Here is a 25,900-nt window from a genome sequence, read left to right as displayed (position 1 = left end):
GTTACGATTGGTTGTTTTTCATTTTGGCTTTTAAAGACGCCAGCTCTTTTTCAATCTCATCCTGCGCTTGTAAGTCAGCGAACTCGTCTTCTAGGCCTTTGCCCTGGCCGACTTGATAACTGTCCGCTTCTGCTTCTAGTTCGTCAATACGTCGCTCATATTGTTCAAATTTTGCCATCGCTTCATCGGCGCGGCCACTGCCAAGGTGACGGCGCACATCGCGACGATTACCCGCGGTTTCACGACGAATTGTCAGTGATTGCTGACGTGCGCGTGTCTCGCTTAACTTGGTTTCTAGTGCCGCAATTTCGCCAGCAAGCTTCTCTACGCTTTCGTTAATCAGCGTCAGCTCCTCATCCAACGCAACTTTAACATCATGCGCTTTCTGCTTCTCAATCAATGCCGCACGAGCCAGGTCTTCACGATCTTTTTGCAATGCGAGTGAGGCTTTGTCCTGCCACTCTTGGATCTGGCGCTCGATGTTTTCAATTTTACGCGCGACCTCTTTTTTATCGGCTAGCGCTTTTGCCGACGAGGTACGCACCTCAACGAGGGTGTCCTCCATTTCTTGAATGATCAAACGGATCATTTTTTGTGGATCTTCTGCCTTGTCTAACAAGGCGTTGACGTTAGCATTCACAATATCAGCAAAACGCGAAAAAATTCCCATCATAAACTCCTTAAATACGCTTCCTCATTGATGAGCCATAGAGTTAAGGCCAATGGCGCGTTAACCCGTGGTACTCGGCTCTGACACATCCAATAGAATTCAAATCCCATGCCAACTTTTAATACGTTTATTTTCAATAAGTTAAAAAGGATTGCGTTACCCTACTAAAAAGGTCATGATGAAGGAAACCACTATTTGGTAAAAATCGCCATGCGTGAACAAGACAATTTACTGGGTGAATCGGACCGTTTTCTCGCCGTGTTGGATCATGTCAGCCAACTGGCACCGCTTAACCGTCCAGTGCTGATTATGGGTGAGCGCGGAACCGGGAAAGAGTTGATTGCACAGCGTCTTCATTATCTCTCAGCACGCTGGTCGCAACCATTGGTGAGTTTAAATTGCGCCGCACTCAGCGAAGGATTGATCGACTCCGAGTTATTCGGCCACGAAGCCGGCGCCTTTACCAGCGCCAAAGGCCGACATGCGGGACGCTTTGAGCGGGCGGAAGGCGGCACCTTGTTTTTGGACGAGATCGCCACCGCGCCATTGGGCGTGCAGGAAAAGCTGCTGCGGGTGATTGAATATGGCGAGTATGAGCGGGTAGGTGGTGTCTCTCCCCTGCGTGCCGATGTGCGCCTTATCTGTGCCACTAATGAAGACTTACCTGGACTGGCGCATGAGAACCGCTTTCGACCCGACTTGCTTGATCGGCTGGCGTTTGATGTCATTCACCTCCCGCCACTTCGCGAGCGTCAGCAAGATATTTTGTTATTGGCTGAGCACTTTGCGATGAAAATGGCCGTGGAGCTTGGCTACGCGTTATTTGCCGGCTTTTCCGAGCACGCTAAGTCTCAATTGTTAACGCATACGTGGCCAGGCAATGTGCGTGAATTAAAAAATGCCGTCGAGCGTGCCCTCTCCCGTCACAATGATCCCAACACGCCCATCGACACGATTTGTTTAGACCCTTTTTCACCGCCTTGGCAGCGGGCTCATTCTGCGGTCACTGCGGCCACTTCCACCACCAAAGCCGACTCACTGCCCCCTCTGCCACTCGACCTCCGTCAATGGCAAACCACGCAAGAACGCGATTTGGTCACAGCGGCGCTGTCGCAAGCCAACTATCATCAGAGAAAGGCCGCGCAGTTACTTGGCCTAAGCTACCATCAATTTAGGGGGCTGCTGCGAAAACATAACGTGGGGCAACACGACGCGCATGACCCGATGCGCTGAGTGTACGGACACAGATACACCCCCTATGCAAAGAAACACCAGATAGCCCCTACTTTGCTTGGTGGTAAAGCCGTTTCGGTGGTAGATTACGGGGTTTACTTTGATAGCTGATTTCACTTGGTTTATGCGCGTTTTTTTCCAGTTTTTGATCCTGGGGGTGAGTGGTCTGCTCCTTGCAGGTTGTGACGCTGCCAGCGATCAACGTGCGGCCGACAATCGTGGCTTTGTGTTTTGTGGCCCTGGCCAGCCGAACACCTTTAACCCTCAGTTGACCGATGGCGGCCTCACGGCTGATACCTTGTCGAGTCAGCTTTATGACCGTCTACTGCGACTCAATCCCGAGACGTATCAACCCGAGGCGATGCTAGCAAAAAGCTGGCAGGTGAGTGATGATGGTAAAACCTACACCTTTTCTCTGCGTCGTGGCGTCGCGTTTCATCGCAGTGCTCAGTTTACCCCTTCGCGGTACCTCAACGCCGACGATGTGGTGTTTTCCTTTCGTCGCCTTATTAACCCACGCCATCCTTTTCATCACATTTCCGGTGGTCAGTATCCGTGGTTTGATAGCATGAACTTTGCCGGCTTGGTGACCAGCGTTAAAGCGCTCGACACCTACCGCGTGCAATTTACCCTCTCTCGGCCCGATGTCTCTTTTCTCTCCACCTTGGCTACCAACTTTTCAGTGATCCTTTCAAAAGAGTATGCCAACCAATTGCTGGAGGCGGGCACGCCAGAGAAGCTCGATACCTATCCGGTTGGTACCGGCCCTTTCGCGCTGGCGGAGTACCAGCCACGCGAGCTTATTCGACTGCGCCGCCATTGGCAGTACTGGCAAGGCCCTGCGCCGATGGAACAGGTGGTGTTTGATGTTTCCACGCGCGGCACAGGGACGCTTGCAAAAATGCTGACGGGCGAGTGTGATGTGCTCGCCTCGCCCGTTGCGAGCCAGCTTCCCGTGGTTGTCGGTGATGAGCGCTTTAGTTTATCGTCGCAAACAGGGATGAATGTGGCCTTTATTGCGCTCAATACCCGCCACCCTGCGTTATCGGAAGTGGCAGTACGTCAAGCGATTAACCTAGCGATTGACCGAGGGGCGCTGCTCAGTTCGGTCTATTATGGCACTGGCGCGCCGGCCACCAGCTTACTGCCACCCATGTCATGGGCCTATGATCCTAATCGAAAAACCCAGTATGATCCCAAGCTGGCCGCAGCATTACTTGCCAAAGCAGGCTATCGTCATGGTTTCAGTGTCGATTTAACCGTGCCGCTTAAACCCACGGCGTTTAACCCCAGCCCACGTAAAACCGCGGAATTAATCCAAGCGGACTTGGGAGAAATTGGTATCGACGTCGATATTATCCCGGAGAAAACCGTCAATCGCACGTCCATTCGCCAAGGTGATGACAGCCACGATATGGTATTAACGGGATGGGTCGCCGATAATGGCGATCCTGATACGTTTTTACGTCCTTTGCTCACCTGCAACGCGAAGTTTACGGGCTGGAACATCTCTAACTGGTGTAACCGCTTTTTTGACCAAACGCTAAATCAGGCGATTGCCACGGACAAGATAGCCAAGCGCAAGGCGTTATATCAGGAAGCTCAAACTATCCTTGACCGTCGCATGCCCGTCATTCCCCTGGCCCACGGCATTCAGCATCAAGTGCGTGACGCCAGCCTAACCGGACTGACAATGACGCCCTTTGGGGCCGACAGTTTCGCCGATGTGTCGCGGGAGCGCTAACCGATGTTGATTTATACGTTACGACGCCTCAACTTATTTTTAATCACCCTAGTGATCCTCACCTTGGTCGCCTATAACATTATGTTGCTGGCACCCCATTCAAATTGGCACCAATTTGATTACTGGATAGGCTGGATTTACTACATTCGCCAACTGCTTGATGGCGACCTCGGCTTAGCCGCCAATGGCTCACCGGTTGTCGAGACACTGGCGCACGTCGCACCCGCGACCTTAGAGCTATGCTTTGCCGCGCTCTTTATTAGCTTGATTGTGGGCGTGCCATTGGGCACGCTGGCTGGCATTCGTAGCCAAGGGCCAGCCGATAAAGTGATTTCTTCGTTTGCTCTGGTGGTGTTCTCCATCCCTACATTCTGGTTGGCTATCCTCTTTATCATGGTTTTCTCGCTCGACTTACAGTGGTTTCCGGTGTCTGGGCGCTATAACCTTTTGTATGAAATCCCGCATATTTCCGGCTTCGCGCTGGTGGATTTGTGGCTGTCAGACTTACCGCTACAAGGCAAGGCCGCAACAGATATTGTCCGCCACCTGGTGTTACCGACCCTAACGCTTGCCGTGGTCCCGACCACCGAGATCATTAAAATGGTACGCGACTCTATGGCCTATGTGATGCGACAGAATTACATCAAAGCCGCCGCGACCAAGGGGCTATCAAAAACGGAAATCGTGCTTCGTCACGGGATGAAAAACGCCATTCCACCGATCATCCCTAATTTTGGTTTACTGGTTTCCACTATGGTGACCTTTGTGATCATCGTCGAGTCAGTATTTAACTGGCCTGGGATTGGGCGCTGGCTACTCGATACGCTCATCGCTAAAGATTATGTGTCAGTACAAGGCGGCGTCTTGGTCATTGGTGGGTTTGTATTACTGATTAATATCATCTCGGATGTATTGGGGGCTTTTATGAACCCGCTGGTAAGGAAAAAATGGTATGCCCTCAAATAGTGTGTACGTTGAACAGCATATCCCGACCCAATTCGAGCGCACCTGGAATGCGTTTCGTCGCAACAAGCTTGCGGTGATCGGCTTTTGGTGCCTGGTTGGGCTCATCCTTGTTACCTTATTTGCCCCCCTACTCGCCCCGTGGAGCCCGCAGCATCAAACAGGTCACTTACTGATGGCGCCCTCTTGGGTGCAATCAGGGCAAATTGAGTACTTTTTAGGGACCGATGATCTGAGCCGCGATATGCTCTCACGCCTGATTGCGGGCTCTCGACTCACCTTTGGCTATGCGCTGATCACCGCATTGGCCGCGTCGCTGGTCGGTGTGGCGATTGGCGTACTGGCTGGGATGACCAAGGGACTCAAGTCGAGTGTATTAAACCATATCCTAGATAGTATCCTTTCTATTCCATCATTATTGTTGGCCATTATCGTGGTGGCGTTTTTAGGTGTGGGAGAAACCCAAGTATTACTCGCTATTTGGCTATCACTGATCCCACGTATCATTCGCGCCGTGTATACCGCGGTGCATGATGAAATAGGGAAAGACTATATCATTGCCGCGCGCTTAGATGGAGCCAATGATTTTTATCTGCTCTATCACTCGATTTTGCCCAATATCGTCACTGTGCTGAGTACCGAAATTACCCGCGCGATTTCTGTCGCCATTCTTGATGTGGCGGCACTCGGCTTTTTAGGTCTTGGGGCACAGCCGCCCGCGCCTGAATGGGGCGCCATGTTAGGGGATTCTGTCGAGCTGATTTTCACTGCGCCTTGGACGGTCACTCTGCCTGGAATGGCGATTGCGTTCAGTGTGTTGGTTGTTAACCTAGTGGGTGAGGGGATCAGCCAAGCCATCAACGCAGGAACTGAATAATGCCGTTACTTGATATTCGACACCTGACCATAGAAATAGAAACCCCACAAGGCATGGTGAAAGCCGTCGATCGTATGAGTTTGACCATCAATGATGGTGAAATTCGTGGCTTGGTGGGTGAATCCGGATCGGGCAAAAGCTTAGTGGCTAAAGCCATTTGCGGCGTCACTAAGGATCAATGGCATGTGACCGCCGACCGATTACGCTTGGGTAATATTGACTTATTAGAGCTACCCGCGCGCGAGCGCCGCCATGTGGTCGGCAAAGACATTGCGATGATTTTCCAAGAGCCCTCTACCTGTCTTGACCCTTCCGAAGTGGTGGGGCATCAGCTTGAAGAGGCGATTCCGCCCGCTTCATTCTCAGGCAGTTGGTGGCAGCGTTTGAATTGGCGCAAACAACATTCGATTGCCTTGCTGCATAAAGTGGGCATCAAGGATCACAAGCGAGTCATGGAAAGCTACCCGTATGAGCTGACAGATGGCGAGTGTCAAAAGGTGATGATTGCGATGGCGATTGCGAACCGCCCTCGCCTATTGATTGCCGATGAACCGACCAACGAGTTAGATCCCATTACGCAGGCGCAGATATTCCGTTTACTGAGTCGCACCAATCAGCTCTCCAATACCACGATATTGCTGATTAGTCATGACCTGACCTTGGTGACGCGTTGGGCTGATAGGATCACCGTGATGTATTGTGGCCAGTCAGTGGAATCGGGTAACCGCGAGCAAATTTTGACGACGCCGCACCACCCCTATACCGATGCCTTATTGCGGACGATGCCTGATTTTAGTCGCGACATCCCCCACAAGAGCAAGCTAGAGACCTTGCCTGGCTCAATACCGCCACTACAGCATTTGCCCATCGGTTGTCGACTGGGGCCACGTTGCCCGTATGCACAGCGTAAATGTGTGGAAACCCCACATACGCAAAAAGTGAAAAACCATAAATTTGCCTGTCATTTCCCACTCAACATGGAGAACAAGCATGGCCGCTCTTCTTGAAATAGATGGGCTCACCAAAGATTATCATCACCGGACTGGGTGGTTGAGAAAGCGTGTCACTCATGCGGTTAAGCCTGTGTCTTTTTCATTGGATGTGGGGGAAACCATTGCCTTTGTGGGCGAGAATGGCTCAGGGAAATCGACGCTGGCACGCATGATTGCGGGTGTTATCGAGCCAACGGCAGGGCAAATCCGAGTTAATGGCGAGACGCTGCGTTACAAAGATTACCAAACTCGCTGTAAGTTGATTCGGATGATCTTCCAAGATCCGAACACCTCGCTCAACCCACGCAATCAGATCGGGCAAATCTTAGAAGGCCCCTTGCGACGAAACACCAATATGACCCCGCAAGAGCGCGGCAAACGCATTAAGAACACGCTATTGCGCGTGGGCTTGTTACCCGAGCACGCCTACTTTTATCCGCAAATGCTGGCCACCGGCCAAAAGCAACGGGTATCGCTTGCGAGAGCCTTAATTCTGCAACCCAGTGTCATTATCGCTGATGAAGCCTTAAATGGCTTGGATATGTCCATGCGCTCGCAAATCATCAACTTGTTGTTGGAGTTACAAGATGAGATGGGACTGTCTTACGTGTATGTGTCTCAGCATATGGGGGTGATTAAACACGTCACTGACAAATTGATGGTGATGCAAAAAGGGAACGTGGTGGAATCAGGCAATACCGCAGACATTTTTGCCAACCCGCAACACGGCTTGACGCAAAGGCTGATTGATAGTCATTTTACCGCACCTGTCTTAGACCGGCGTTCGCATAAATCAGCTGGCGCACGGCCATAGCCTGATCAAGAGCGGCATTGTTAGCCGCTCTTTTTATTGCCATTTATCTATGATCTTAATCGCTTAGCTAGTTAACGTTTGGTTGATCGCTGCCAGCACAGCAGCAGGATCGGCTGCCTGCGTTACTGGCCGACCGATCACAAGATAATCAGAGCCCGCTTGCACCGCTTCTTTTGGCGTCATCACTCGGCGTTGGTCACCTTGGTCACTGCCGGCGGGACGGATCCCCGGAGTGATCAACTTAAACCCATCTCCACATTCAGCCTTCAATAGACTGGCTTCATGCGCAGAGCACACCACCCCATCAAGCCCTGCCTGCTTGGTTAACCCCGCTAAGCGCTGCACCTGTGCTTGCGGTGACGTATGAAGGCCACTGTCAGCTAAATCGTTTGCTGTCATGCTGGTCAGTACGGTCACGCCAATCAACCAGGGGCGATTGCCGCCATAGGGGGCCAGGGCTTCACGTGCCGCAACCATCATTCGCTCGCCACCAGAGGCGTGGACGTTGACCATCCAGACTCCTAACTCCGCCGCCGCCGACACCGCACGTGCACACGTATTGGGGATGTCGTGGAATTTAAGATCGAGAAATACCTCATGTCCCCCCGCGTGCAGCTGTTTAACTAATGCCGGCCCAAATAAGGTGAACATTTCTTTGCCCACTTTTAAGCGACATGAGCCCGGCTCTATCTTATCCACAAAGGCCAGTGCTTGATTCATGTCTGCGTAATCGAGTGCCACGATGACTTTTGGGTCGTGCATGTTGTCTCCTTGTTCCTTATATAGTGTTCAGCTAAGCGGTGATTCCCGCGCGATAGATAAAAAAACAGCGATGCCAATGCATCGCCCTTATTCACCATCAAGCCCCCGGATTGGCTTGATTGCCCCCCAGCTTTTGCAGGACGGGCATTGCCAGTAAAGCGCGTGAGTGGAGAAGCCGCATTTTCGACAACGATAATGCGGTTTCACCTTCATCTGTTCGGCGACCAAGTCTTTTAGCGTGTTCAAACTGGTTTTCGCGCGGCCCTCTTCGGCTTGGTCGACATGGTATTCCATCAACTTGTGGAAACCGCGCATGGTCGGATTGCGAGTAAGCTGGCGGGTGAGAAAGCTTTGTGCCATCGCGATATTTTCATTGTTGCCAATCACTTCTGACAGCATCAGCTCTGCGCTGACCCCAGCGTTCTTTTCAATACACTCTTTTAAAAATCGGACCAAATGCATTTCACGCCCTAATGCACGGTAGCTCTCCGCCAGCAAAGGTAGCGCTTCACTGACAAAGTCCGCATCCTGCTCAAGGATGTTCTCCAGCTGCTTGATCGCCCCTTTGTAGTCTTCATGCTGGATATCGAGTTTGGCCAGCTTCAAACTGGCACGCACACAGCTCTTATCATACGACAGGGCGCGGCGAAAGCATTGCCGTGCCTTGTGTTCATCGCCCTCAGCGAGTTGTTGCATCGCCAGCTCACAGTGAAAATGGGCAATGTCTTTACGTAACTTATGCTTGCCCATCTTGACCAGTTTGCTCGCGGTATCAATGGCGTTTTCCCATTCGCGAGTTTGCTGAAAGATAGCCAACAACTGCTGAAGGGCAAACTCTTGATAATCTGGCTCATCCACCAGCTCGGAAAATATCTTTTCTGCGCGATCAAAAAAACCGGCGACCATGTAATCTTTGGCCAGCTGTTGCATGGCGAGGTTCCGTTGATCAAGCGTCAGATTAGGGCGAGCAATCAGGTTCTGGTGGATGCGAATCGCGCGATCGACTTCGCCCCGAGAGCGAAACAGATTGCCAAGGGCAAGGTGGGTATCAATGGTCTCATTGTCGACCTGAAGTAGCTCGATAAACAGATCGACTGCTTTATCTGATTGTTCAGACAGCAGCAGATTGAGCCCCGCCACATACTGACGAGACAAGTGATGTGACTGTTCTTGCCGTCGATGACGAGCATTCCTGTTACCCATATACCAGCCGTAACCGGCCGCAATGGGGAGCAACAGAAACAACAGCTCTAGCATGAATTATTGTTCCTTAAGCGGGTCCGTGCGCAATTTATCAAGTTCTTTGCGTTGCTTATCCACCTGCTTGCGCAGTCTTCGAGCGGTCACTCTCGCTTTTAGGTATAACGCACCGCAGATTAACCAGCCAATGCCAAAACCCATGACAAAGACGATACCCAAGATCACAGAAAGACGAAATTCCCCTTGGGCAATTAAGTAGTTAAAGTTGACCACATCTTGGTTTTGCGCTCCCAGCGCCAAGGTGATCAGAAAACATAACACCAGAAACAGAATGCCGAGTATTTTCACAAGTATTCCCTCATTGCGAAAGGCCTAGTGCCTCTTCAATTATGGCAGAACGACAAGATGCGAGGCACTTGTCACTGTGAACGTTTGCTTGATACAACAAAACGTTACTAATACACCCTTGGCTCGCGCTGTCCACTCGCATGATGGCAAGTGGCAAGGTTTTAGCTGTGGGTACAAGATCTTACACAGAAGGTATGATTATGCAGGAAATTCGCCACGCAAGCTATGATCGATAGGCATAAAAAAACGGCATACCTGCAGCATGCCGTTTTTTCCAGCGTCTATCGCTTAACCATAGATGTTAACGCGATCACGAAGCTCCTTACCAGGTTTGAAGTGCGGGACGTATTTACCGTCAAGCTCCACTTTTTCCCCTGTTTTCGGATTACGCCCCACACGAGGCGCGCGATAATGCAGTGAGAAACTACCAAAACCACGGATTTCGATCCGATCACCGCTTTCAAGTGTGGTCGCCATATGCTCAAGGATTTCCTTGATAGCATCCTCTACCTGCTTAGCAGACAGATGGGCTTGCTGACTACAGAGCCTTTCAATTAACTCAGATTTGGTCATAGACACCCCGCTTTAGTATGTTTCTCAACAGTATAAATGCAGAGGGGGAAAATTTCCCCCTCAACTTATACATTATTCGCTCTTCGCTGCTTTAAACGCGTCAGCCATAGCATTACCGATAGCGCCTTCATCAGATTTGTTCAGGCTAGCCATCGCTTCTTGCTCGTCAGCTTCGTCTTTCAGACGAACAGACAGGTTCAGAACGCGGTTCTTACGGTCAACGCCGGTGAACTTCGCTTCAACGCTGTCGCCAACTGAAAGGACTTGTGTCGCGTCTTCAACACGGTCACGCGCGGCTTCAGAAGCACGCAGATAACCTTCAACACCTTCTGCAAGCTCAACAGTTGCGCCTTTCGCGTCAACAGCCGTTACCGTACCGTTAACGATAGCACCTTTCTTGTTCGCTGCCAGGTAGTTGTTGAATGGGTCTTCTTCCATCTGCTTGATGCCCAGTGAGATACGCTCACGCTCGGCGTCAACCTGAAGAACCACTGCTGAGATCTCGTCGCCTTTCTTGTATTCGCGAACGGCTTCTTCGCCAGCCACGTTCCAAGAAATGTCAGACAAGTGAACCAGACCGTCGATGCCGCCGTCTAGACCGATGAAGATACCGAAGTCAGTGATTGACTTGATCTTACCAGTTACACGATCGCCTTTGTTCTGAGTTTCAGCGAATTGCTGCCATGGGTTGGCTTTACACTGTTTCAGACCAAGGCTGATACGACGACGCTCTTCGTCGATGTCCAGAACCATGACTTCAACTTCGTCACCCACGTTAACCACTTTAGATGGGTGGATGTTCTTGTTGGTCCAGTCCATTTCAGACACGTGTACCAGACCTTCAACGCCTTCTTCGATTTCAACGAAGCAGCCGTAGTCAGTTAGGTTGGTTACACGGCCAGTCAGCTTGTGACCTTCTGGGTAACGGTTAGCAATAGCTACCCATGGATCTTCACCCAGTTGTTTCAGGCCAAGCGATACGCGAGTACGCTCACGGTCAAACTTCAGAACCTTAACGTTGATTTCGTCACCAACATTAACGATTTCTGATGGGTGCTTAACGCGCTTCCACGCCATGTCAGTGATGTGAAGCAGGCCGTCAACGCCGCCAAGATCAACGAACGCACCGTAGTCAGTCAGGTTCTTAACGATACCTTTAACTTCCATGCCTTCTTGCAGAGAAGCTAGCAGCTCGTCACGCTCAACGCTGTTTTCTGACTCGATAACCGCACGACGAGAAACCACAACGTTGTTGCGCTTCTGGTCAAGCTTGATTACTTTGAACTCGAGCTCTTTGCCTTCCAGGTGAGAAGTGTCACGTACTGGACGAACGTCAACCAGTGAACCCGGTAGGAACGCACGGATGCCGTTCAGTTCTACGGTGAAACCACCTTTCACTTTACCGTTAATAACACCGTTAACGGTTTCAGCTTCTTCGTACGCTTTCTCTAGCTGGATCCAAGCTTCGTGACGCTTCGCTTTCTCACGAGAAAGCTGAGTTTCACCGAAACCATCTTCCACTGCGTCCAGGGCTACATCGACTTCACCGCCGATTTCAATTTCAAGTTCGCCAGCAGCGTTCTTGAATTGGTCAGCTGGAATAGACGATTCAGATTTCAGGCCTGCGTCAACCAGAACGAAACCGTTCTCGATAGCAACAACAGTACCCTTAACAATAGAACCTGGGCGAGTTTCGATTTCTTTTAGAGACTCTTCAAAGAGTTGAGCAAAAGATTCAGTCATTATATTTAAATCTTCAATTTGATAAACGTCCACGGGTATCCTACCGCATGGGGTTGTTAAATATGTTAGCTATCATCCTTGCAGCTAACGGTTATAGACTGCTTATGCAGCCGATAATTTGCTTTCAATAAACGCCAGTGCTTGTGCAATCACTTCGTCGATTGATAGCGACGTTGAGTCTAGCACTAATGCATCTGACGCGGGACGCAATGGCGCCACCGCTCGATTGCGGTCACGATCATCACGCTCTTGAATTTCGCTTAAAAGGCGGTCAAAGGTAACATTAACCCCCTTGCCTTGCAACTGATGCTGGCGCCGGCGCGCGCGTTCTTCTGCGCTAGCATCCAGGAAGATTTTCGCCTCGGCTTGCGGAAAGACCACGGTGCCCATATCACGGCCATCAGCAATCAAACCTGGCTCGCCGACAAACGCACGCTGACGGCGCAACAATGCCTCGCGAACACGCGGGAGGGCCGCGACTTTTGATGCTTGGTTGCCCACTTGTTCAGTGCGTAAGGCACCAGACACATCTTCCCCTTCGAGGATCACCTTCACCAGTTCACCCTCAGCGATAAATTGGACGTCTAGGTTCGCCGCCAACGGTACCAGCGCGTCTTCTGATGCGGTATCTACGTCATGATGAATCGCCGCTAATGCCAAAACACGGTAGATGGCGCCAGAGTCTAGCAAATGCCAGCCTAGTGTCTCCGCCAACCGCATACATAAGGTTCCTTTTCCTGCACCACTTGGGCCATCTACTGTAATCACAGGCGCCTGTGTCGGCATAAATCTCTCCACGTTCGTCAACTTTACTCGATTCGCGTCGCTTGCGGTTTAAAACGGGTTTGACGCCTGGCATATCGTCATGCGACAAACACACCGTTTGCCCAACAAGCCCATCGATAAATCGGCGCATAGTATAGAAGAAATCCGGCAGGAAATCATTGCTGCTGCGTCGATATCAGCAGCAATGAGTTGCAGTATGATTATTCCGCAATGCTGATTGCCGCGAGCTTCTCGAAATAATCCGGGAAGGTTTTTGAGGTGCAGCCTGGATCGTTGATAGTGACGGGCGTGTCACTTAACGCCACTAGCGAGAAGCACATTGCCATTCGGTGATCGTCATAGGTGTCGATGGCCGCATGTTGCAACTGCGTTGGTGGCTCGACATATAGATAGTCTTCGCCCTCTTCAACCACAGCACCTACCTTTTTAAGCTCGGTAGCCATTGCGTACAGACGATCGGTTTCTTTGACCCGCCAATTGTACACGTTGCGGATCCACGTCGGTCCCTCGGCAAATAAAGCGGCCACACCAATAGTCATCGCGGCATCAGGAATATGATTAAAGTCCATGTCGACGCCTTTAAGTGTTTGTCGACGGGCAAGCACATAATCCTCTCCCCACTCGATCTCAGCCCCCATCGCCGCGAGTGCGTCGGCAAACTGAATGTCGCCTTGTACGCTATGACGCCCAATACCCGTGACTTTCACTTCTCCGCCTTTGATTGCGGCTGCGGCAAGAAAATACGAGGCTGATGATGCATCGCCCTCTACCATAAAATGGCCTGGCGATTGATAACACTGCCCGGCAGGGATCACAAACGCTTGGTAGTGATCATTTTGTACCTCAACACCAAATTGCGCCATGATGGCTAGGGTAATATCGATATAAGGTTTAGAGACCAGATCCCCTTTAATAGTGATCCGGGTTTCTTGCTCCGCAAATGGCGCGGCCATCAGTAATGCGGTGAGAAACTGACTGGAGATGCTACCATCAATGCTAACGTCGCCACCCGCCAAGCCAGTGCCATGGATACGTAGTGGCGGATAGCCTTCAGTCTCAAGATACTGGATATCAGCACCAATCGCATTCAGGGCGTCAACAAGGTGGCCAATAGGACGCTCTTTCATTCTCGGTTCACCTGTCAGGGTGACATCTCCCTCACCCAGGCACAATGCAGCCGTTAAGGGTCGCATCGCCGTGCCCGCATTGCCGAGAAACAGCGTAGTCGCCTCAGCGCTATTAAACGGTTGTCCCAGTCCTTGCACCACACATTCGGTGCGATCGCTGGACAATTGATAGTCAACCCCCAACGCGGTAAATGCATTGAGCATATGCCGCACGTCGTCACTATCCAGTAAATTGGTTAATCGGGTGGTGCCTGAGGCTAACGCGGCAAGCAATAGCGCGCGGTTAGACACACTTTTAGAGCCGGGAAGATTAATTTGGCCGTTAACATGAGAAATCGGGGAAAGTGTCAGTTGCTCCATTCTGGTTTATATCCGTGATGCTTAGTGCCCCCAGAGTAACCAAAATACCGGTTACCTCACAATTATTATTTTTGTCATCCTCGCCTCCCAAATAAAAAACCGCTTCCCCGTAGAGAAGCGGCTTGGTTTTGTGCTCGAGCCATTGGCAGATAACGCCAAACGATGGCTGGTAACGCCAAGAGATGGCCACAAGCGCCAATGATTTGGGAAGGTCACCCTGTGGCATCTTAACGCAGCCGTCGAGCTTGACGGTCACGGCCCTTTACTGGCCGTATTTTTTCTCGAACTTGGCCATAAAGTCGACCAAGGCTTGAACGCCCTCAAGGGGCATGGCGTTGTAGATAGAGGCACGCATGCCGCCCACATCTCTGTGGCCTTTCAGCGCCTGTAAGCCCTGTTCCGTTGCTTCAGCAAGGAAAGTCTCATCCAGGTCGCTGTTCGCCAACTGAAACGGCACATTCATCAAGGAACGATTGTCTTGGTGAATGTCATTGCGATATAAGCTCGATTGATCAATCGCTTGGTAAAGCAGGGCTGCTTTTTGTTGGTTACGCGCGTAAATCGCTTCGATCCCGCCTTGTTTTTTCAACCATTTAAAGACTTCGGCGGCCAGATACCAAGCAAAGGTCGGTGGCGTGTTAAACATCGAGTCTTTCTCGGCCAACACTTGATAATTAAGCACACTAGGCAAGACGTCTTTGGCTAAACCGAGTAAATCATCACGCACAATCACCAAGGTCAGCCCGGCAGGACCAATGTTCTTTTGCGCGCCAGCGTAAATCACCCCATATTTCGACACATCAATCGGACGTGACAGGATGGTTGACGACATGTCCGCGACAATGGGTTTATGGGTTTCAGGCAAATCATTGATTTCGATACCATCAATGGTTTCGTTAGGGCAGAAATGGACATACGCCGCATCATCACTCAGTAGCCAGTCTTTCGCCGGCGAGATAGCGCGCTTGCCCTCTCGCTCGCGGCGAACATTGATAACATTGGGCGTGCAATAGCGTTTGGCTTCTTTGACCGCACTTTCGGCCCAGTAGCCGCCATCGACATAATCGGCGATGGTGTGGCTCCCCATTAGATTCATGGGCACCGCGGCGAACTGCGCTCGCGCGCCTCCCTGACAAAAAAGAATATGGTAGTTATCAGGAATCACTAAAAGTTCACGCAAATCTTGCTCTGACTGACGGGCAAGGGCTAAGAATGCTTGGCTGCGATGCGACACTTCCATCACCGAGGTACCAAAGTCTTGCCAGTTCATCAATTCTTTTTGCGCTTTTAGCATCACCTCGCGTGGCAACATCGCGGGGCCTGCGGAAAAATTATATACCTTATCCATGTTGGGGAGGGGCTCCTGCTTATTTGTCACTTGCGGCGTCGAACGTCGCAAGGGTTTCTCTGTTTTAAAAGGCGTGTGATTGATTTAACACGTTTCGCGAACAATTTGAAAGCGCCAACGCCGATCCGAACACAATTTCCGCCATCACTCCTGTTAATAGGCAATAAAAAAGGGTGCAGTTCACTGCACCCTTAAGACGTTATCTCAGCGACGACTTATGCGTCTTGATCATCATCAGACGCAGGCGACTGATCGTTAGCATCGCGTTCGCCATCATTGATAGGCGCTGATGCTTTGCCACCGTCAGACTGAGTGGTTGTCCCGGCTTCATTAGCCAGCGCTTCCATCTCCTCTTCGTCTGGTTCCTCGATGCGCTGCAGGCCCACCACTTTCTCGTCATCACTGACGCGAATCAAGCGTACACCTTGGGTGTTACGCCCTACTTGGCTCACCTCTTCTGCGCGAGTACGGACTAAGGTCCCCGCATTAGTGATCATCATCAGCTCATCGCCTTCACAGACTTGGATGGCACTGACAACGTCGCCATTACGCTCAGAGACTTTGATCGAAACCACCCCTTTGGTCGCACGACTCTTGGTTGGGTATTCTGCCAACGCTGTACGCTTACCAAAGCCGTTCTCGGTCACGGTCAAGATTTCCGCATTCTCTTGCGGCACAATCAAAGAGACGACCTGATCGTTTTCAGCCAATTGAATGCCTCGTACCCCCGCGGCGGTACGACCCATCGCGCGAACGGTGTCATTGGATGCCAGGAAGCGCACTACTTTACCGAATTGCGAGAACAGCATGACTTCACTGCTATCATCAGTGAGCTGGGCCCCAATCAGGCTATCGCCCTCACGCAAGTTCACTGCAATGATCCCGGCGCTACGTGGACGGCTAAAGTCAGTCAGTGGTGTTTTCTTAACGGTACCATGAGCTGTGGCCATAAAGACGTATTTGTCTTCTTCATACTCACGCACTGGCAGGATCGCGGTAATACGCTCATCTTCTTCCAGCGGGAGTAGATTCACAATTGGCTTACCGCGCGCATTACGCGATGCATGCGGCAGCTGATAGACTTTCAGCCAGTACATACGCCCGCGCGTCGAGAAGCACAGTATTGTGTCATGAGTATTAGCAACCAGCAGTCGCTCAATGAAGTCTTCATCCTTCATTCGCGTTGCTGATTTCCCCTTACCACCACGGCGCTGCGCGTCATAATCGCTCAGAGCCTGATACTTAACATAACCATCGTGTGACCAGGTTACCACCACGTCTTCTTCATTGATAAGATCTTCAATATCAATGTCGGCACTCGCCGCGGTGATTTCGGTCAGACGTTTGTCACCAAAGCCATCACGCACCGCTTCAAGCTCTTCACGGATCACTTCCATCAAGCGCTCGGTACTCGCCAAGATATGCAGCAGCTCCGCAATTTGTTCCAGCAAGCCTTTGTATTCGTCTAAAATCTTTTCGTGCTCAAGCCCAGTCAGCTTGTGCAGACGTAAATCAAGGATCGCTTGTGCTTGCTGCTCGGTCAGATAGTACGAGCCATCATCACGGGCACCAAATTCTGGCGCCAGCCATTCTGGACGGGCGTTTTCACCGCCCACGGCTTCCAGCATGGCGGATACGCCCCCGAGTCCCCAACCTTGATCTTGTAGCTCTTGCTTGGCCACAGCAGGGGTGGGCGCTTGACGAATGAGCTCAATCACTTCATCGATATTAGCCAGCGCAACCGCTAAGCCTTCGAGGATGTGGGCACGGTCGCGCGCTTTACGCAACTCATACACGGTACGACGTGTGACCACTTCACGGCGGTGGTTAACAAAGCACTCAAGCATCCCTTTAAGGTTAAAGAGCTTCGGCTGGTTATTATCCAACGCCACCATATTCATGCCGAATGACGTCTGTAATTGGGTTTGCGCGTAGAGGTTGTTCAGTACGACCTCAGCCACCGCATCGCGCCGACACTCAATAACAATCCGCATGCCCTCTTTATCGGACTCATCACGCAGCGCGGAAATGCCATCAATTTTCTTGTCTTTAACCAGCTCGGCAATCTTTTCAATCAAACGCGCTTTGTTGACTTGATAGGGGATTTCATTGACAACAATGGTCTCTTTACCATTTTTGTCAGTTTCGATATCCGCCTTGGCACGCAAGTAGATTTTGCCACGCCCGGTTTTGTAGGCGTCTTCAATCCCTTTGCGACCATTAACCATTGCCGCTGTCGGGAAGTCTGGGCCTGGAATGTGCTCCATCAGCTCATCAATAGTGATATCTTCATTATCGATATACGCCAGACACCCGTTAACGACTTCGGTTAAGTTGTGAGGTGGGATGTTGGTTGCCATCCCGACCGCAATCCCGGAGCCGCCGTTAACCAGCAGGTTGGGGACACGCGTTGGCAATACGTCCGGGATTTGCTCGGTACCGTCATAGTTCGGCACATAATCCACGGTTTCTTTGTCGAGATCGGCAAGCAGCTCATGGGCAATTTTCGCCATACGCACTTCGGTATAACGCATTGCCGCGGCTGAATCACCGTCGATAGAGCCGAAGTTACCTTGGCCATCTACCAACATGTAGCGCAGTGAGAACGACTGTGCCATGCGCACAATGGTGTCGTATACCGCACTATCACCATGGGGGTGATATTTACCGATTACATCGCCGACCACACGGGCCGATTTCTTATATGGCTTGTTCCAGTCGTTGCCAAGTACGTTCATCGCGAATAATACGCGGCGGTGTACTGGCTTTAGGCCATCACGCACGTCAGGAAGAGCTCGGCCAACAATGACGGACATTGCATAGTCGAGATACGAGCTTTTCAGCTCCTCTTCGATATTGACTGGCGTGATCTCTTTAGCAAGATCGCTCATGGAGCCAACATCCCTCAAATAATGTTTGCGTATTCAAATACGTGACCACGGAGGATAACACAAACCCTCTGTGGAGACACGCGAATATGGCTAAGATGTATCACGGATCTCGTTAGCAAACGCGCTGAGCGCGTCTACACGGACAAAAAGCCACCACTTGCGAAGCTAACTTTGATTTTTTTACTAGAAAAGCCCACAAGGTGTCTGAGCGCGAAAAAGGGATGATCCCTTTAACTTGAGCACACGATCACTTTTTTAGCAGGCACAGAAATATCAACCATACTTAGATGTGACGTGTCTGACCGACCTAACGTTGGTTAACCTGATACATAGAGGAGGCATGATGCTCACTCGTATCGTTAACGCGATTGGTGCCTGTCTCATAGCAGGCAAGTACCTTTTGGCTGGCATAATAGCCATCAGCGCCATTTTAACCGCGGCGTAATGTGGTTCCCTCTGCACGGCGGTGGTTGGCCGTCGTGCTATTTCTCTACCTGTGCACCTTGCCCTCGACTCAGGCTATCTATTTCCAGTCATATCACCGCGGCCCGTAAGAAGCATGGCTTCTTTTTATCGCGTTGGATTTCGTTATAATGCAGCAAAACCGATAAGGAAGCTGCAGTTATGAGCCAAGTACCTAATGTCGATCCGGCGGAAATTCAGAAATTCGAGGATATGGCCTCGCGCTGGTGGGATCGAGAAGGTGAATTTAAGCCTTTGCATCAGATCAACCCATTACGCCTCGATTATGTCTTGGACAAAGCAGGCGGGTTATTCGGCAAAACCGTACTTGATGTCGGGTGTGGCGGCGGCATCTTAGCGGAAAGCATGGCGCAAGAAGGCGCTGAGGTCACCGGCTTGGATATGGGCAAAGAGCCTTTAACTATCGCGCGCCTCCATGCCCTTGAAGCGGGTGTCGATGTGCAGTATATCCAATCGACTGCTGAAGAGCATGCCAGCAGCTATGCGCAGCAATACGACGTTGTCACCTGTATGGAAATGCTCGAACATGTGCCTGAACCCGCCTCCGTGATTCACGCCTGTGCACAGATGGTAAAACCCGGTGGTCATGTCTTTTTCTCGACACTGAACCGCAATACCAAATCTTGGCTGTTCGCAATTCTAGGAGCAGAACATGTGCTTAAATTGGTGCCAAAAGGTACGCATGAGCACCATAAGTTTATTCGCCCCTCAGAGCTGATGAACATGATTGATGGCACCCCGTTAACGGCCAAAGACATGACAGGGCTTCACTACAACCCGGTGTTTGATACCTATAAACTCTCCAACGCCAATGTCGATGTGAATTACCTGGTTCACACCGTCGCGCCCTAGCCGACTGATAAGGAGCTTGCCAGCATGACCCCATCGACCATTCTCTTTGATTTAGATGGCACATTGCTTGACACCGCCCCCGACATGGGTGAGGCCGCCAACCGCGTCCTCGCCGAGTTTGACTTGCCTCCGTTAACACGCGAGCAAATTTATACCCATACAAGTTTCGGCGCACGCGGCCTGTTAAGCGCTGGATTTGGCGAACAAGCACAACATCAAGACCCTGTCGCCCTCCGTGCGCGTTTTCTTCATCACTATGGTGATGCGATATGCCATGGCACCCAGCTTTACGCTGGCATAGACACCCTGCTCGACAAGCTGGATCAGTTGCGCATCCCCTGGGGCATTGTGACCAATAAGCCCGAAGCGCTTACGCATCAATTACTCGCCTTCTTCCCACGCCTGCAAAAGGCCAAAGTCATCGTTGGCGCCGATACCTATGCTCATGCCAAACCGCACCCTATGCCTTTGCTTGAAGCAGCCAAAAGCCTCAATTGTGTGCCACAACAAGGGCTGTATGTCGGAGACATTGAAAACGATATATTAGCGGCGCGCGCGGCGAATATGGGCGCAGCCGTCGCAGGATGGGGTTACACCGGCGATCAAGCCTTAGTTCATAATTGGAAAGCAGATCATATTTTCGCCAGGCCGGATCAGCTTAGCGCCATTCTTGGATCCTAGTCACACCCCACATTTTGTGGGGTTTGCTGTCTTTTCAATCAGTTAAAAACGATCACTGATCATCGCTAAGATCAACCAAAATAAATTTTTTTTATTACCAATTTTTGCCTTTCAGTGATTGAAATTCTCACTAATCTTGTCGGCCTTGCGTCACTAGGTTGGTGATTACTAACTTTATATATAACATCCCCAAGATATCCACACCCACCCCAACAAAGACTGGCTTGCAAAAAGTAGGTTATATCACTATCTTGTAACCGACTCGGACATCGCCCCCTATATATAGTGTATGAGCGACGAGATGTCCGCATAGAGGCCGACCAAAAAATCATCAGCATTTTATAAAAACTTGCGAAAAAGAGCAGTTTGGCAAGGGAATATTGGGAAAGCATACAAATGAACCAAGAAATTACCGTATTAAAGCGTGATGGACGCAAAGAAAACTTAAACCTCGATAAAATCCATCGCGTAGTGACTTGGGCTGCCGAAGGCCTCTCAAACGTTTCTGTTTCTCTGGTTGAGATGCGCTCTCACATCCAGTTTTACGATGGCATGCGCACGGAAGATATTCACGAGACAATCATCAAAGCTGCCGCCGATCTGATTTCCGAAGAGAGCCCGGATTATCAATATCTTGCAGCTCGCTTGGCTGTCTTCCACCTACGTAAAAAAGCCTATGGCCAGTTCGAGCCCCCTAAGCTGGTTGATCATGTCAAAAACATGGTCGAGAAAGGCAAGTATGATCAGCATATCTTGGAAGACTACAGCGAAGAAGAGCTTGATACCCTAGACAGTTACCTCGATCACTGGCGCGATATGAACTTCTCATACGCCGCGGTGAAGCAGCTGGAAGGGAAATACCTGGTGCAAAACCGTGTCACCGGTGAGATTTACGAAAGCGCACAGTTTTTGTACATGATGGTCGCTGCCTGCCTGTTTGCGTCATACCCGAAAGAAACACGTTTGGACTACATTCGTCGTTTTTATGATGCTGCCTCGCAGTTTAAGATCTCACTGCCAACGCCTATCATGTCTGGGGTACGTACGCCTACACGTCAATTTAGTTCTTGTGTGCTGATTGAGTGTGACGACAGCTTAGATTCTATCAATGCCACATCCAGCGCGATTGTTCGCTATGTATCGCAACGTGCAGGTATTGGTATTAACGCAGGCCGTATTCGCGCGTTGGGTAGCCCAATCCGTGGCGGTGAAGCCTTCCATACTGGTTGTATTCCGTTCTATAAGTATTTCCAAACCGCGGTGAAGTGCTGCTCGCAAGGCGGTGTTCGTGGTGGCGCAGCGACCTTATTTTATCCAATTTGGCACCGTGAAGTGGAATCACTGCTGGTATTGAAGAACAACCGTGGTGTAGAAGAAAACCGTGTGCGCCACATGGATTACGGGGTGCAAATCAACAAGTTGATGTATACCCGCCTACTTAAAGGTGGCAACATTTCCTTGTTCTCCCCGTCAGATGTGCCTGGCTTGTACGACGCCTTTTTCGAAGATCAGGATGAATTCGAACGTCTGTATACCCAGTATGAAGCGGACGACACTATCCAACGCGAGACGGTAAAAGCGGTCGACCTGTTCTCACTGATGATGCAAGAGCGCGCCTCAACCGGCCGTATCTATGTTCAAAACGTTGACCATTGTAATACCCATAGTCCGTTTGATGCATCGGTGGCCCCAATTCGCCAGTCGAACCTGTGCTTAGAAATCGCGCTACCGACCAAGCCACTGAACAATGTTGAAGATGAGAACGGTGAGATTGCACTGTGTACGCTGTCCGCCTTTAACCTGGGTGCGCTTGAATCACTCGACGAGCTGGGTGAGTTGGCCGACTTAACCATTCGTGCCCTTGACGCGTTATTGGATTATCAAGATTATCCGTTACCTGCCGCGCGCAAAGCGACCATGAACCGTCGTACCCTGGGTGTGGGTGTGATTAACTTTGCCTATCACCTCGCTAAGCACGGTGTACGTTATTCGGATGGCAGTGCGAATGGCCTCACCCACCGCACTTTCGAAGCGATTCAATATCACTTATTGCGTGCGTCCGTGGAGCTGGCGAAAGAAAAAGGCGCGTGTCCTGCGTTTAACGAAACCACTTATTCACAAGGTATCCTCCCTATCGATACCTACAAGAAAGACCTGGATGCGATTTGTGATGAGCCATTACATCTGGATTGGGAAACCTTGCGCAAGGATATCCAAACCCATGGTTTACGTAACTCAACGCTGACCGCTTTGATGCCGTCAGAGACGTCGTCACAAATTTCAAATGCCACCAATGGCATTGAGCCACCACGTGGTTTTGTCTCAGTGAAAGCCTCCAAAGATGGCATTCTCAAACAAGTGGTACCTGAGTATCACAAGTATAAAGATAATTACGAACTGCTCTGGAACATTGGCAGCAATGAAGGTTACTTGCAGCTAGTCGGTATCATGCAAAAATTCGTTGACCAAGCGATTTCTGCCAACACCAATTATGATCCGAGCCGACATGCAAGCGGTAAAGTTCCTATGAACCAGCTGCTTAAAGATTTGCTCACCGCGTACAAACTGGGGGTGAAAACCCTGTACTATCACAATACCCGTGATGGCGCGAGCGATGGTCAGTCGGAATCAACCGCGGCGCAGGCGGCTGAAGATGATTGTGCCGGCGGTGCATGTAAGATCTAACACACACATGCAAAGGGGCCCCTGGGCCCTTTTCTAGAGGTTTATAAGATTCATGGCTTACAGTACGTTTTCTAAAATCAACAATGACCCGCTCAAAGAACCCATGTTCTTGGGCCAGTCCGTTAATGTTGCCCGCTACGATCAGCAAAAATATGAAATTTTTGAAAAACTGATCGAAAAGCAGTTGTCGTTCTTTTGGCGCCCAGAAGAAGTGGACGTATCGAGCGATCGTATTGATTACAACAAGCTACCTGAACATGAAAAGCATATTTTCATCAGTAACTTGAAGTATCAAACCTTGCTGGACTCTATCCAAGGTCGCAGCCCTAACGTCGCGCTACTCCCACTGGTTTCTATTCCAGAGCTAGAAACCTGGATTGAAACCTGGAGCTTCTCTGAAACCATTCACTCTCGCTCTTATACCCACATTATTCGTAATATTGTGGCTGATCCGGCGATTGTGTTTGATGACATCGTGATGAATGAGCACATTCAAAAGCGCGCAGAAGACATTGCCCAGTATTATGATGACCTGATTGAGCTAAGTAACTACTACCACCAGCTGGGTGAAGGGACACATTCCATTAATGGGCAAACGGTCACGGTCAGCTTACGCGCGCTCAAGCGTCAGCTGTATTTGTGCCTGATGTCGGTCAATGCGCTTGAAGCCATTCGCTTCTATGTCAGTTTTGCATGCTCCTTTGCCTTTGCCGAGCGCGAACTGATGGAAGGGAATGCTAAGATCATCAAGTTTATTGCCCGTGACGAGGCACTGCATCTGACCGGGACGCAGCACATGCTCAACATTCTACGGAGTGGTCAAGACGATCCTGAGATGGCTGAGATTGCTAAAGAATGCGAGCAAGAGTGCTTTGACTTGTTCAAAAAAGCCGCTGAACAAGAAAAAGATTGGGCCGAGTATCTATTCCGTGATGGCTCGATGATCGGTCTGAACAAAGATATCCTGTGTCAGTACGTCGAGTACATTACCAATCTGCGTATGTCTGCGGTGGGCTTAGCGCCTGCCTATGATAATGCCACGCAAAACCCCATCCCTTGGATTAACGCTTGGCTGTCCTCGGACAATGTTCAAGTGGCACCACAGGAAGCCGAAATTAGCTCGTATCTGGTCGGTCAGATCGATAACGAAGTCAGCGTCGAAGACTTTGGCGACTTCGAGCTATGACCCGTATCACCATCGAAGTGAACGGCATAATGGTGGGTGGCAACACCCACCAAAACTTGCTGGAGCAGTTAGAAGACGCCGGTATTCAGCCTGAATATCAATGCCGAAATGGCATGTGTGGCGCCTGCCGCTGTAAGCTTAATCAAGGGTCTGTCACGCAGGGAGAAAGTATGGCGTTTGTAATGCCAGGCGAAATCCTCGCTTGTCAAAGTGCGCCGCAGACGGATGTGTCCATCGCGTTCGACTACCAACCCGCTGACATCAAAAAACAAGTGAACGAGGCGTAATACAATCGCCTCGCCTTCCGTTCTCTTGCCGACCTTCTATTCTATGCTGTCTGCATCAATGTAAATATCGTCATGTCGTGTCAGTGAAGCATAATCGGCAATCACCGTATACCCACTTAAGTAGCGCCTTAACATATCTAATAACACCGTAGAGATGTAACAGCGCGCATCGTCGTGAGACAGTTGCCGTTTAAAGCTTAATCGCTGCCCCCACTCGCCCTCTGGTGTGGAGATAGCCACACAAATTTGTCCGTGCAGTTCCGGGCCACAGGCAAGGCCAATTTGCTTTTGGTCGGGGCTGATCGTCGCACTGGCCATCGCCAGTGATGCCGCCAAAGGATTAGCCACCGCTTGCTCCGGCACATGCGCGTTCGACATTACCCAGCCTTGTTCAACCAAGTAAGCCGCTTGGCCATTGAGTAAGCTTGATAGCCAACCACCGGTAAATTGCTCGGCGACTTTCAACGCCATACCGTGACGTTTAACGTCAAACGCTAATGCTGACACCATTGGCTCATTGTATGACACCACGTAATCAGCAAGCCGCTGTTGCAATGCCTCAAGGAGGGTGTCTTTTTCATCATGGTCTGCATCAATAAACAGTTTCACCTCAATAAAAGGCAAACTCGAGCGATAGCCCAGTGACACATCGTCAGGAAGCACTAATGATGCCATCACGTCACTGATCCCGGACTCTGACAAGCCAAATGTAAACAAACGGTAACAAGATCGCGCTTTTGCTGCGTAAACATGTAACAACTCAGGAAGGATTTGGCGCTCAACCATGTCGAAAAACTCAGAGGGCACTCCAGGCGTAAAATAAAAATTACACCCATTGAGTTCACAGTGAAAACCACACGCTGTTCCTTTCGGGTTCTCAATTAAGCGCGCGCCGTCAGGTAACATCGCTTGCTTAAGGTTGCTTTGTGCCATCGGCCGGCCGTGTCGCTCAAACCGCTGTTTCAGCTCATCGAGCCACGCTTCGTTCAGTGTCAGCTCCACCCCCATCGCCGATGCCATCGCCGCCGTGGTGAGATCGTCCGTAGTGGGCCCAAGCCCGCCGTTCACAATAACCACTTGCTCTGTCTGTGATAACCGAACTAATTCAATCGCCATATCATCAAGGTCATCCCCAATGGTCACCCGGCGAGACATCGTTAGCCCGTTCTCAAATAAAGTCCTTGATAGCCATGCTGCATTGGTATCCGTGATATCTCCCAGCAACACTTCCTCTCCGGTAGAAAGCATCGCGATTTGTGGCATTGGTGCTTGATGTTGTTGGTTTTCCACCCTGC

22 protein-coding genes are annotated in these 25,900 nt (G+C 50.6%); 11 read left to right on the top strand and 11 right to left on the bottom strand.

The window, feature by feature from the left end:
- Nucleotide 1 precedes the first annotated feature (1 nt).
- Complete coding sequence (pspA, locus tag BZG13_RS05440; protein ID WP_077458064.1) at nt 2–670, bottom strand: phage shock protein PspA; 669 nt, start codon at nt 668–670, stop codon at nt 2–4.
- A 210-nt stretch (nt 671–880) separates the two neighbouring features.
- On the opposite strand from pspA, the gene pspF reads away from it, so the two are divergent.
- The 6 genes from pspF (at nt 881) to BZG13_RS05410 (ending at nt 7,293) form a co-directional block, all read left to right on the top strand.
- Nucleotides 881–1,903: a phage shock protein operon transcriptional activator gene (pspF, locus tag BZG13_RS05435; protein WP_077485652.1), complete on the top strand. Its 1,023-nt coding sequence runs from the start codon at nt 881–883 to the stop codon at nt 1,901–1,903.
- A gap of 124 nt (nt 1,904–2,027) precedes the next feature.
- The gene (gene sapA, locus BZG13_RS05430; protein ID WP_077485650.1) at nt 2,028–3,647 is read left to right on the top strand and encodes an ABC transporter substrate-binding protein SapA; all 1,620 of its coding nucleotides are present in this window, start codon (nt 2,028–2,030) and stop codon (nt 3,645–3,647) included.
- 3 nt (nt 3,648–3,650) lie between these two features.
- Nucleotides 3,651–4,613, top strand: a complete 963-nt coding sequence (locus BZG13_RS05425; protein ID WP_069361474.1) for an ABC transporter permease — start codon at nt 3,651–3,653, stop codon at nt 4,611–4,613.
- Complete coding sequence (gene sapC, locus BZG13_RS05420; RefSeq protein ID WP_069361473.1) at nt 4,600–5,487, top strand: putrescine export ABC transporter permease SapC; 888 nt, start codon at nt 4,600–4,602, stop codon at nt 5,485–5,487. Before BZG13_RS05425 ends, sapC begins: the two co-directional genes overlap by 14 nt.
- Entirely contained in the window at nt 5,487–6,494 is a 1,008-nt protein-coding gene (locus tag BZG13_RS05415; protein ID WP_069361472.1) for a peptide ABC transporter ATP-binding protein, read from the top strand. The genes sapC and BZG13_RS05415 overlap by 1 nt, the downstream gene beginning before the upstream one ends.
- Nucleotides 6,478–7,293 carry a peptide ABC transporter ATP-binding protein gene (locus tag BZG13_RS05410; protein ID WP_077485648.1) on the top strand — a complete coding sequence of 272 codons (816 nt, stop codon included), beginning with the start codon at nt 6,478–6,480 and terminating at the stop codon, nt 7,291–7,293. Before BZG13_RS05415 ends, BZG13_RS05410 begins: the two co-directional genes overlap by 17 nt.
- Nucleotides 7,294–7,356: 63 nt before the next feature.
- On the opposite strand, the gene pyrF is transcribed toward BZG13_RS05410, so the two are convergent.
- The 9 genes from pyrF to gyrA form a co-directional block, all read right to left on the bottom strand.
- Complete coding sequence (pyrF, locus tag BZG13_RS05405) at nt 7,357–8,055, bottom strand: orotidine-5'-phosphate decarboxylase (RefSeq protein ID WP_077485646.1); 699 nt, start codon at nt 8,053–8,055, stop codon at nt 7,357–7,359.
- Between the two features lie 87 nt (nt 8,056–8,142).
- Nucleotides 8,143–9,312 carry a lipopolysaccharide assembly protein LapB gene (gene lapB, locus BZG13_RS05400; protein WP_069361469.1) on the bottom strand — a complete coding sequence of 390 codons (1,170 nt, stop codon included), beginning with the start codon at nt 9,310–9,312 and terminating at the stop codon, nt 8,143–8,145.
- Nucleotides 9,313–9,315: 3 nt separating this feature from the next.
- Nucleotides 9,316–9,603 (bottom strand): LapA family protein, encoded by a 288-nt coding sequence (locus tag BZG13_RS05395; RefSeq protein WP_069361468.1) that lies wholly within the window; start codon nt 9,601–9,603, stop codon nt 9,316–9,318.
- 288 nt (nt 9,604–9,891) lie between these two features.
- Nucleotides 9,892–10,176: an integration host factor subunit beta gene (gene ihfB, locus BZG13_RS05390; RefSeq protein ID WP_046073494.1), complete on the bottom strand. Its 285-nt coding sequence runs from the start codon at nt 10,174–10,176 to the stop codon at nt 9,892–9,894.
- 72 nt (nt 10,177–10,248) lie between these two features.
- Nucleotides 10,249–11,919, bottom strand: a complete 1,671-nt coding sequence (gene rpsA / locus BZG13_RS05385; RefSeq protein WP_069361506.1) for a 30S ribosomal protein S1 — start codon at nt 11,917–11,919, stop codon at nt 10,249–10,251.
- Between the two features lie 102 nt (nt 11,920–12,021).
- Nucleotides 12,022–12,705: a (d)CMP kinase gene (cmk, locus tag BZG13_RS05380; protein WP_069361466.1), complete on the bottom strand. Its 684-nt coding sequence runs from the start codon at nt 12,703–12,705 to the stop codon at nt 12,022–12,024.
- A gap of 200 nt (nt 12,706–12,905) precedes the next feature.
- On the bottom strand, nt 12,906–14,192 hold the full coding sequence (gene aroA / locus BZG13_RS05375) for a 3-phosphoshikimate 1-carboxyvinyltransferase (RefSeq protein WP_077485644.1): 1,287 nt from the start codon (nt 14,190–14,192) through the stop codon (nt 12,906–12,908).
- Between the two features lie 262 nt (nt 14,193–14,454).
- Nucleotides 14,455–15,540 (bottom strand): 3-phosphoserine/phosphohydroxythreonine transaminase, encoded by a 1,086-nt coding sequence (serC, locus tag BZG13_RS05370; RefSeq protein WP_077485642.1) that lies wholly within the window; start codon nt 15,538–15,540, stop codon nt 14,455–14,457.
- A 215-nt stretch (nt 15,541–15,755) separates the two neighbouring features.
- Nucleotides 15,756–18,431 (bottom strand): DNA topoisomerase (ATP-hydrolyzing) subunit A, encoded by a 2,676-nt coding sequence (gene gyrA, locus BZG13_RS05365; RefSeq protein ID WP_077485640.1) that lies wholly within the window; start codon nt 18,429–18,431, stop codon nt 15,756–15,758.
- A gap of 624 nt (nt 18,432–19,055) precedes the next feature.
- Between gyrA and ubiG the strand changes: the two genes are divergently transcribed.
- From ubiG to yfaE, 5 genes are all read left to right on the top strand, one after another.
- Entirely contained in the window at nt 19,056–19,766 is a 711-nt protein-coding gene (gene ubiG, locus BZG13_RS05360; protein WP_077485638.1) for a bifunctional 2-polyprenyl-6-hydroxyphenol methylase/3-demethylubiquinol 3-O-methyltransferase UbiG, read from the top strand.
- 24 nt (nt 19,767–19,790) lie between these two features.
- Complete coding sequence (gph, locus tag BZG13_RS05355) at nt 19,791–20,447, top strand: phosphoglycolate phosphatase (RefSeq protein ID WP_077485636.1); 657 nt, start codon at nt 19,791–19,793, stop codon at nt 20,445–20,447.
- 396 nt (nt 20,448–20,843) lie between these two features.
- A complete protein-coding gene (gene nrdA, locus BZG13_RS05350; protein WP_069361460.1) occupies nt 20,844–23,132 on the top strand; it encodes a class 1a ribonucleoside-diphosphate reductase subunit alpha in 2,289 nt (762 codons plus the stop codon).
- A 52-nt stretch (nt 23,133–23,184) separates the two neighbouring features.
- Nucleotides 23,185–24,318: a class Ia ribonucleoside-diphosphate reductase subunit beta gene (gene nrdB / locus BZG13_RS05345; RefSeq protein WP_077485634.1), complete on the top strand. Its 1,134-nt coding sequence runs from the start codon at nt 23,185–23,187 to the stop codon at nt 24,316–24,318.
- A complete protein-coding gene (gene yfaE / locus BZG13_RS05340; protein ID WP_069361458.1) occupies nt 24,315–24,605 on the top strand; it encodes a class I ribonucleotide reductase maintenance protein YfaE in 291 nt (96 codons plus the stop codon). The genes nrdB and yfaE overlap by 4 nt, the downstream gene beginning before the upstream one ends.
- A 36-nt stretch (nt 24,606–24,641) precedes the next feature.
- Here the strand turns inward: yfaE and BZG13_RS05335 are convergent, their stop codons facing one another.
- The gene (locus BZG13_RS05335) at nt 24,642–25,895 is read right to left on the bottom strand and encodes a CinA family nicotinamide mononucleotide deamidase-related protein (RefSeq protein WP_241824779.1); all 1,254 of its coding nucleotides are present in this window, start codon (nt 25,893–25,895) and stop codon (nt 24,642–24,644) included.
- Between the last annotated feature and the right edge of the window lie 5 nt (nt 25,896–25,900).

Source organism: Salinivibrio sp. ML323 (genome assembly GCF_001995745.1).
Lineage (GTDB): Bacteria > Pseudomonadota > Gammaproteobacteria > Enterobacterales > Vibrionaceae > Salinivibrio > Salinivibrio kushneri.
Note: the sequence above shows the minus strand (reverse complement) of the source record. Positions and strands in the feature narration are given on the sequence as shown.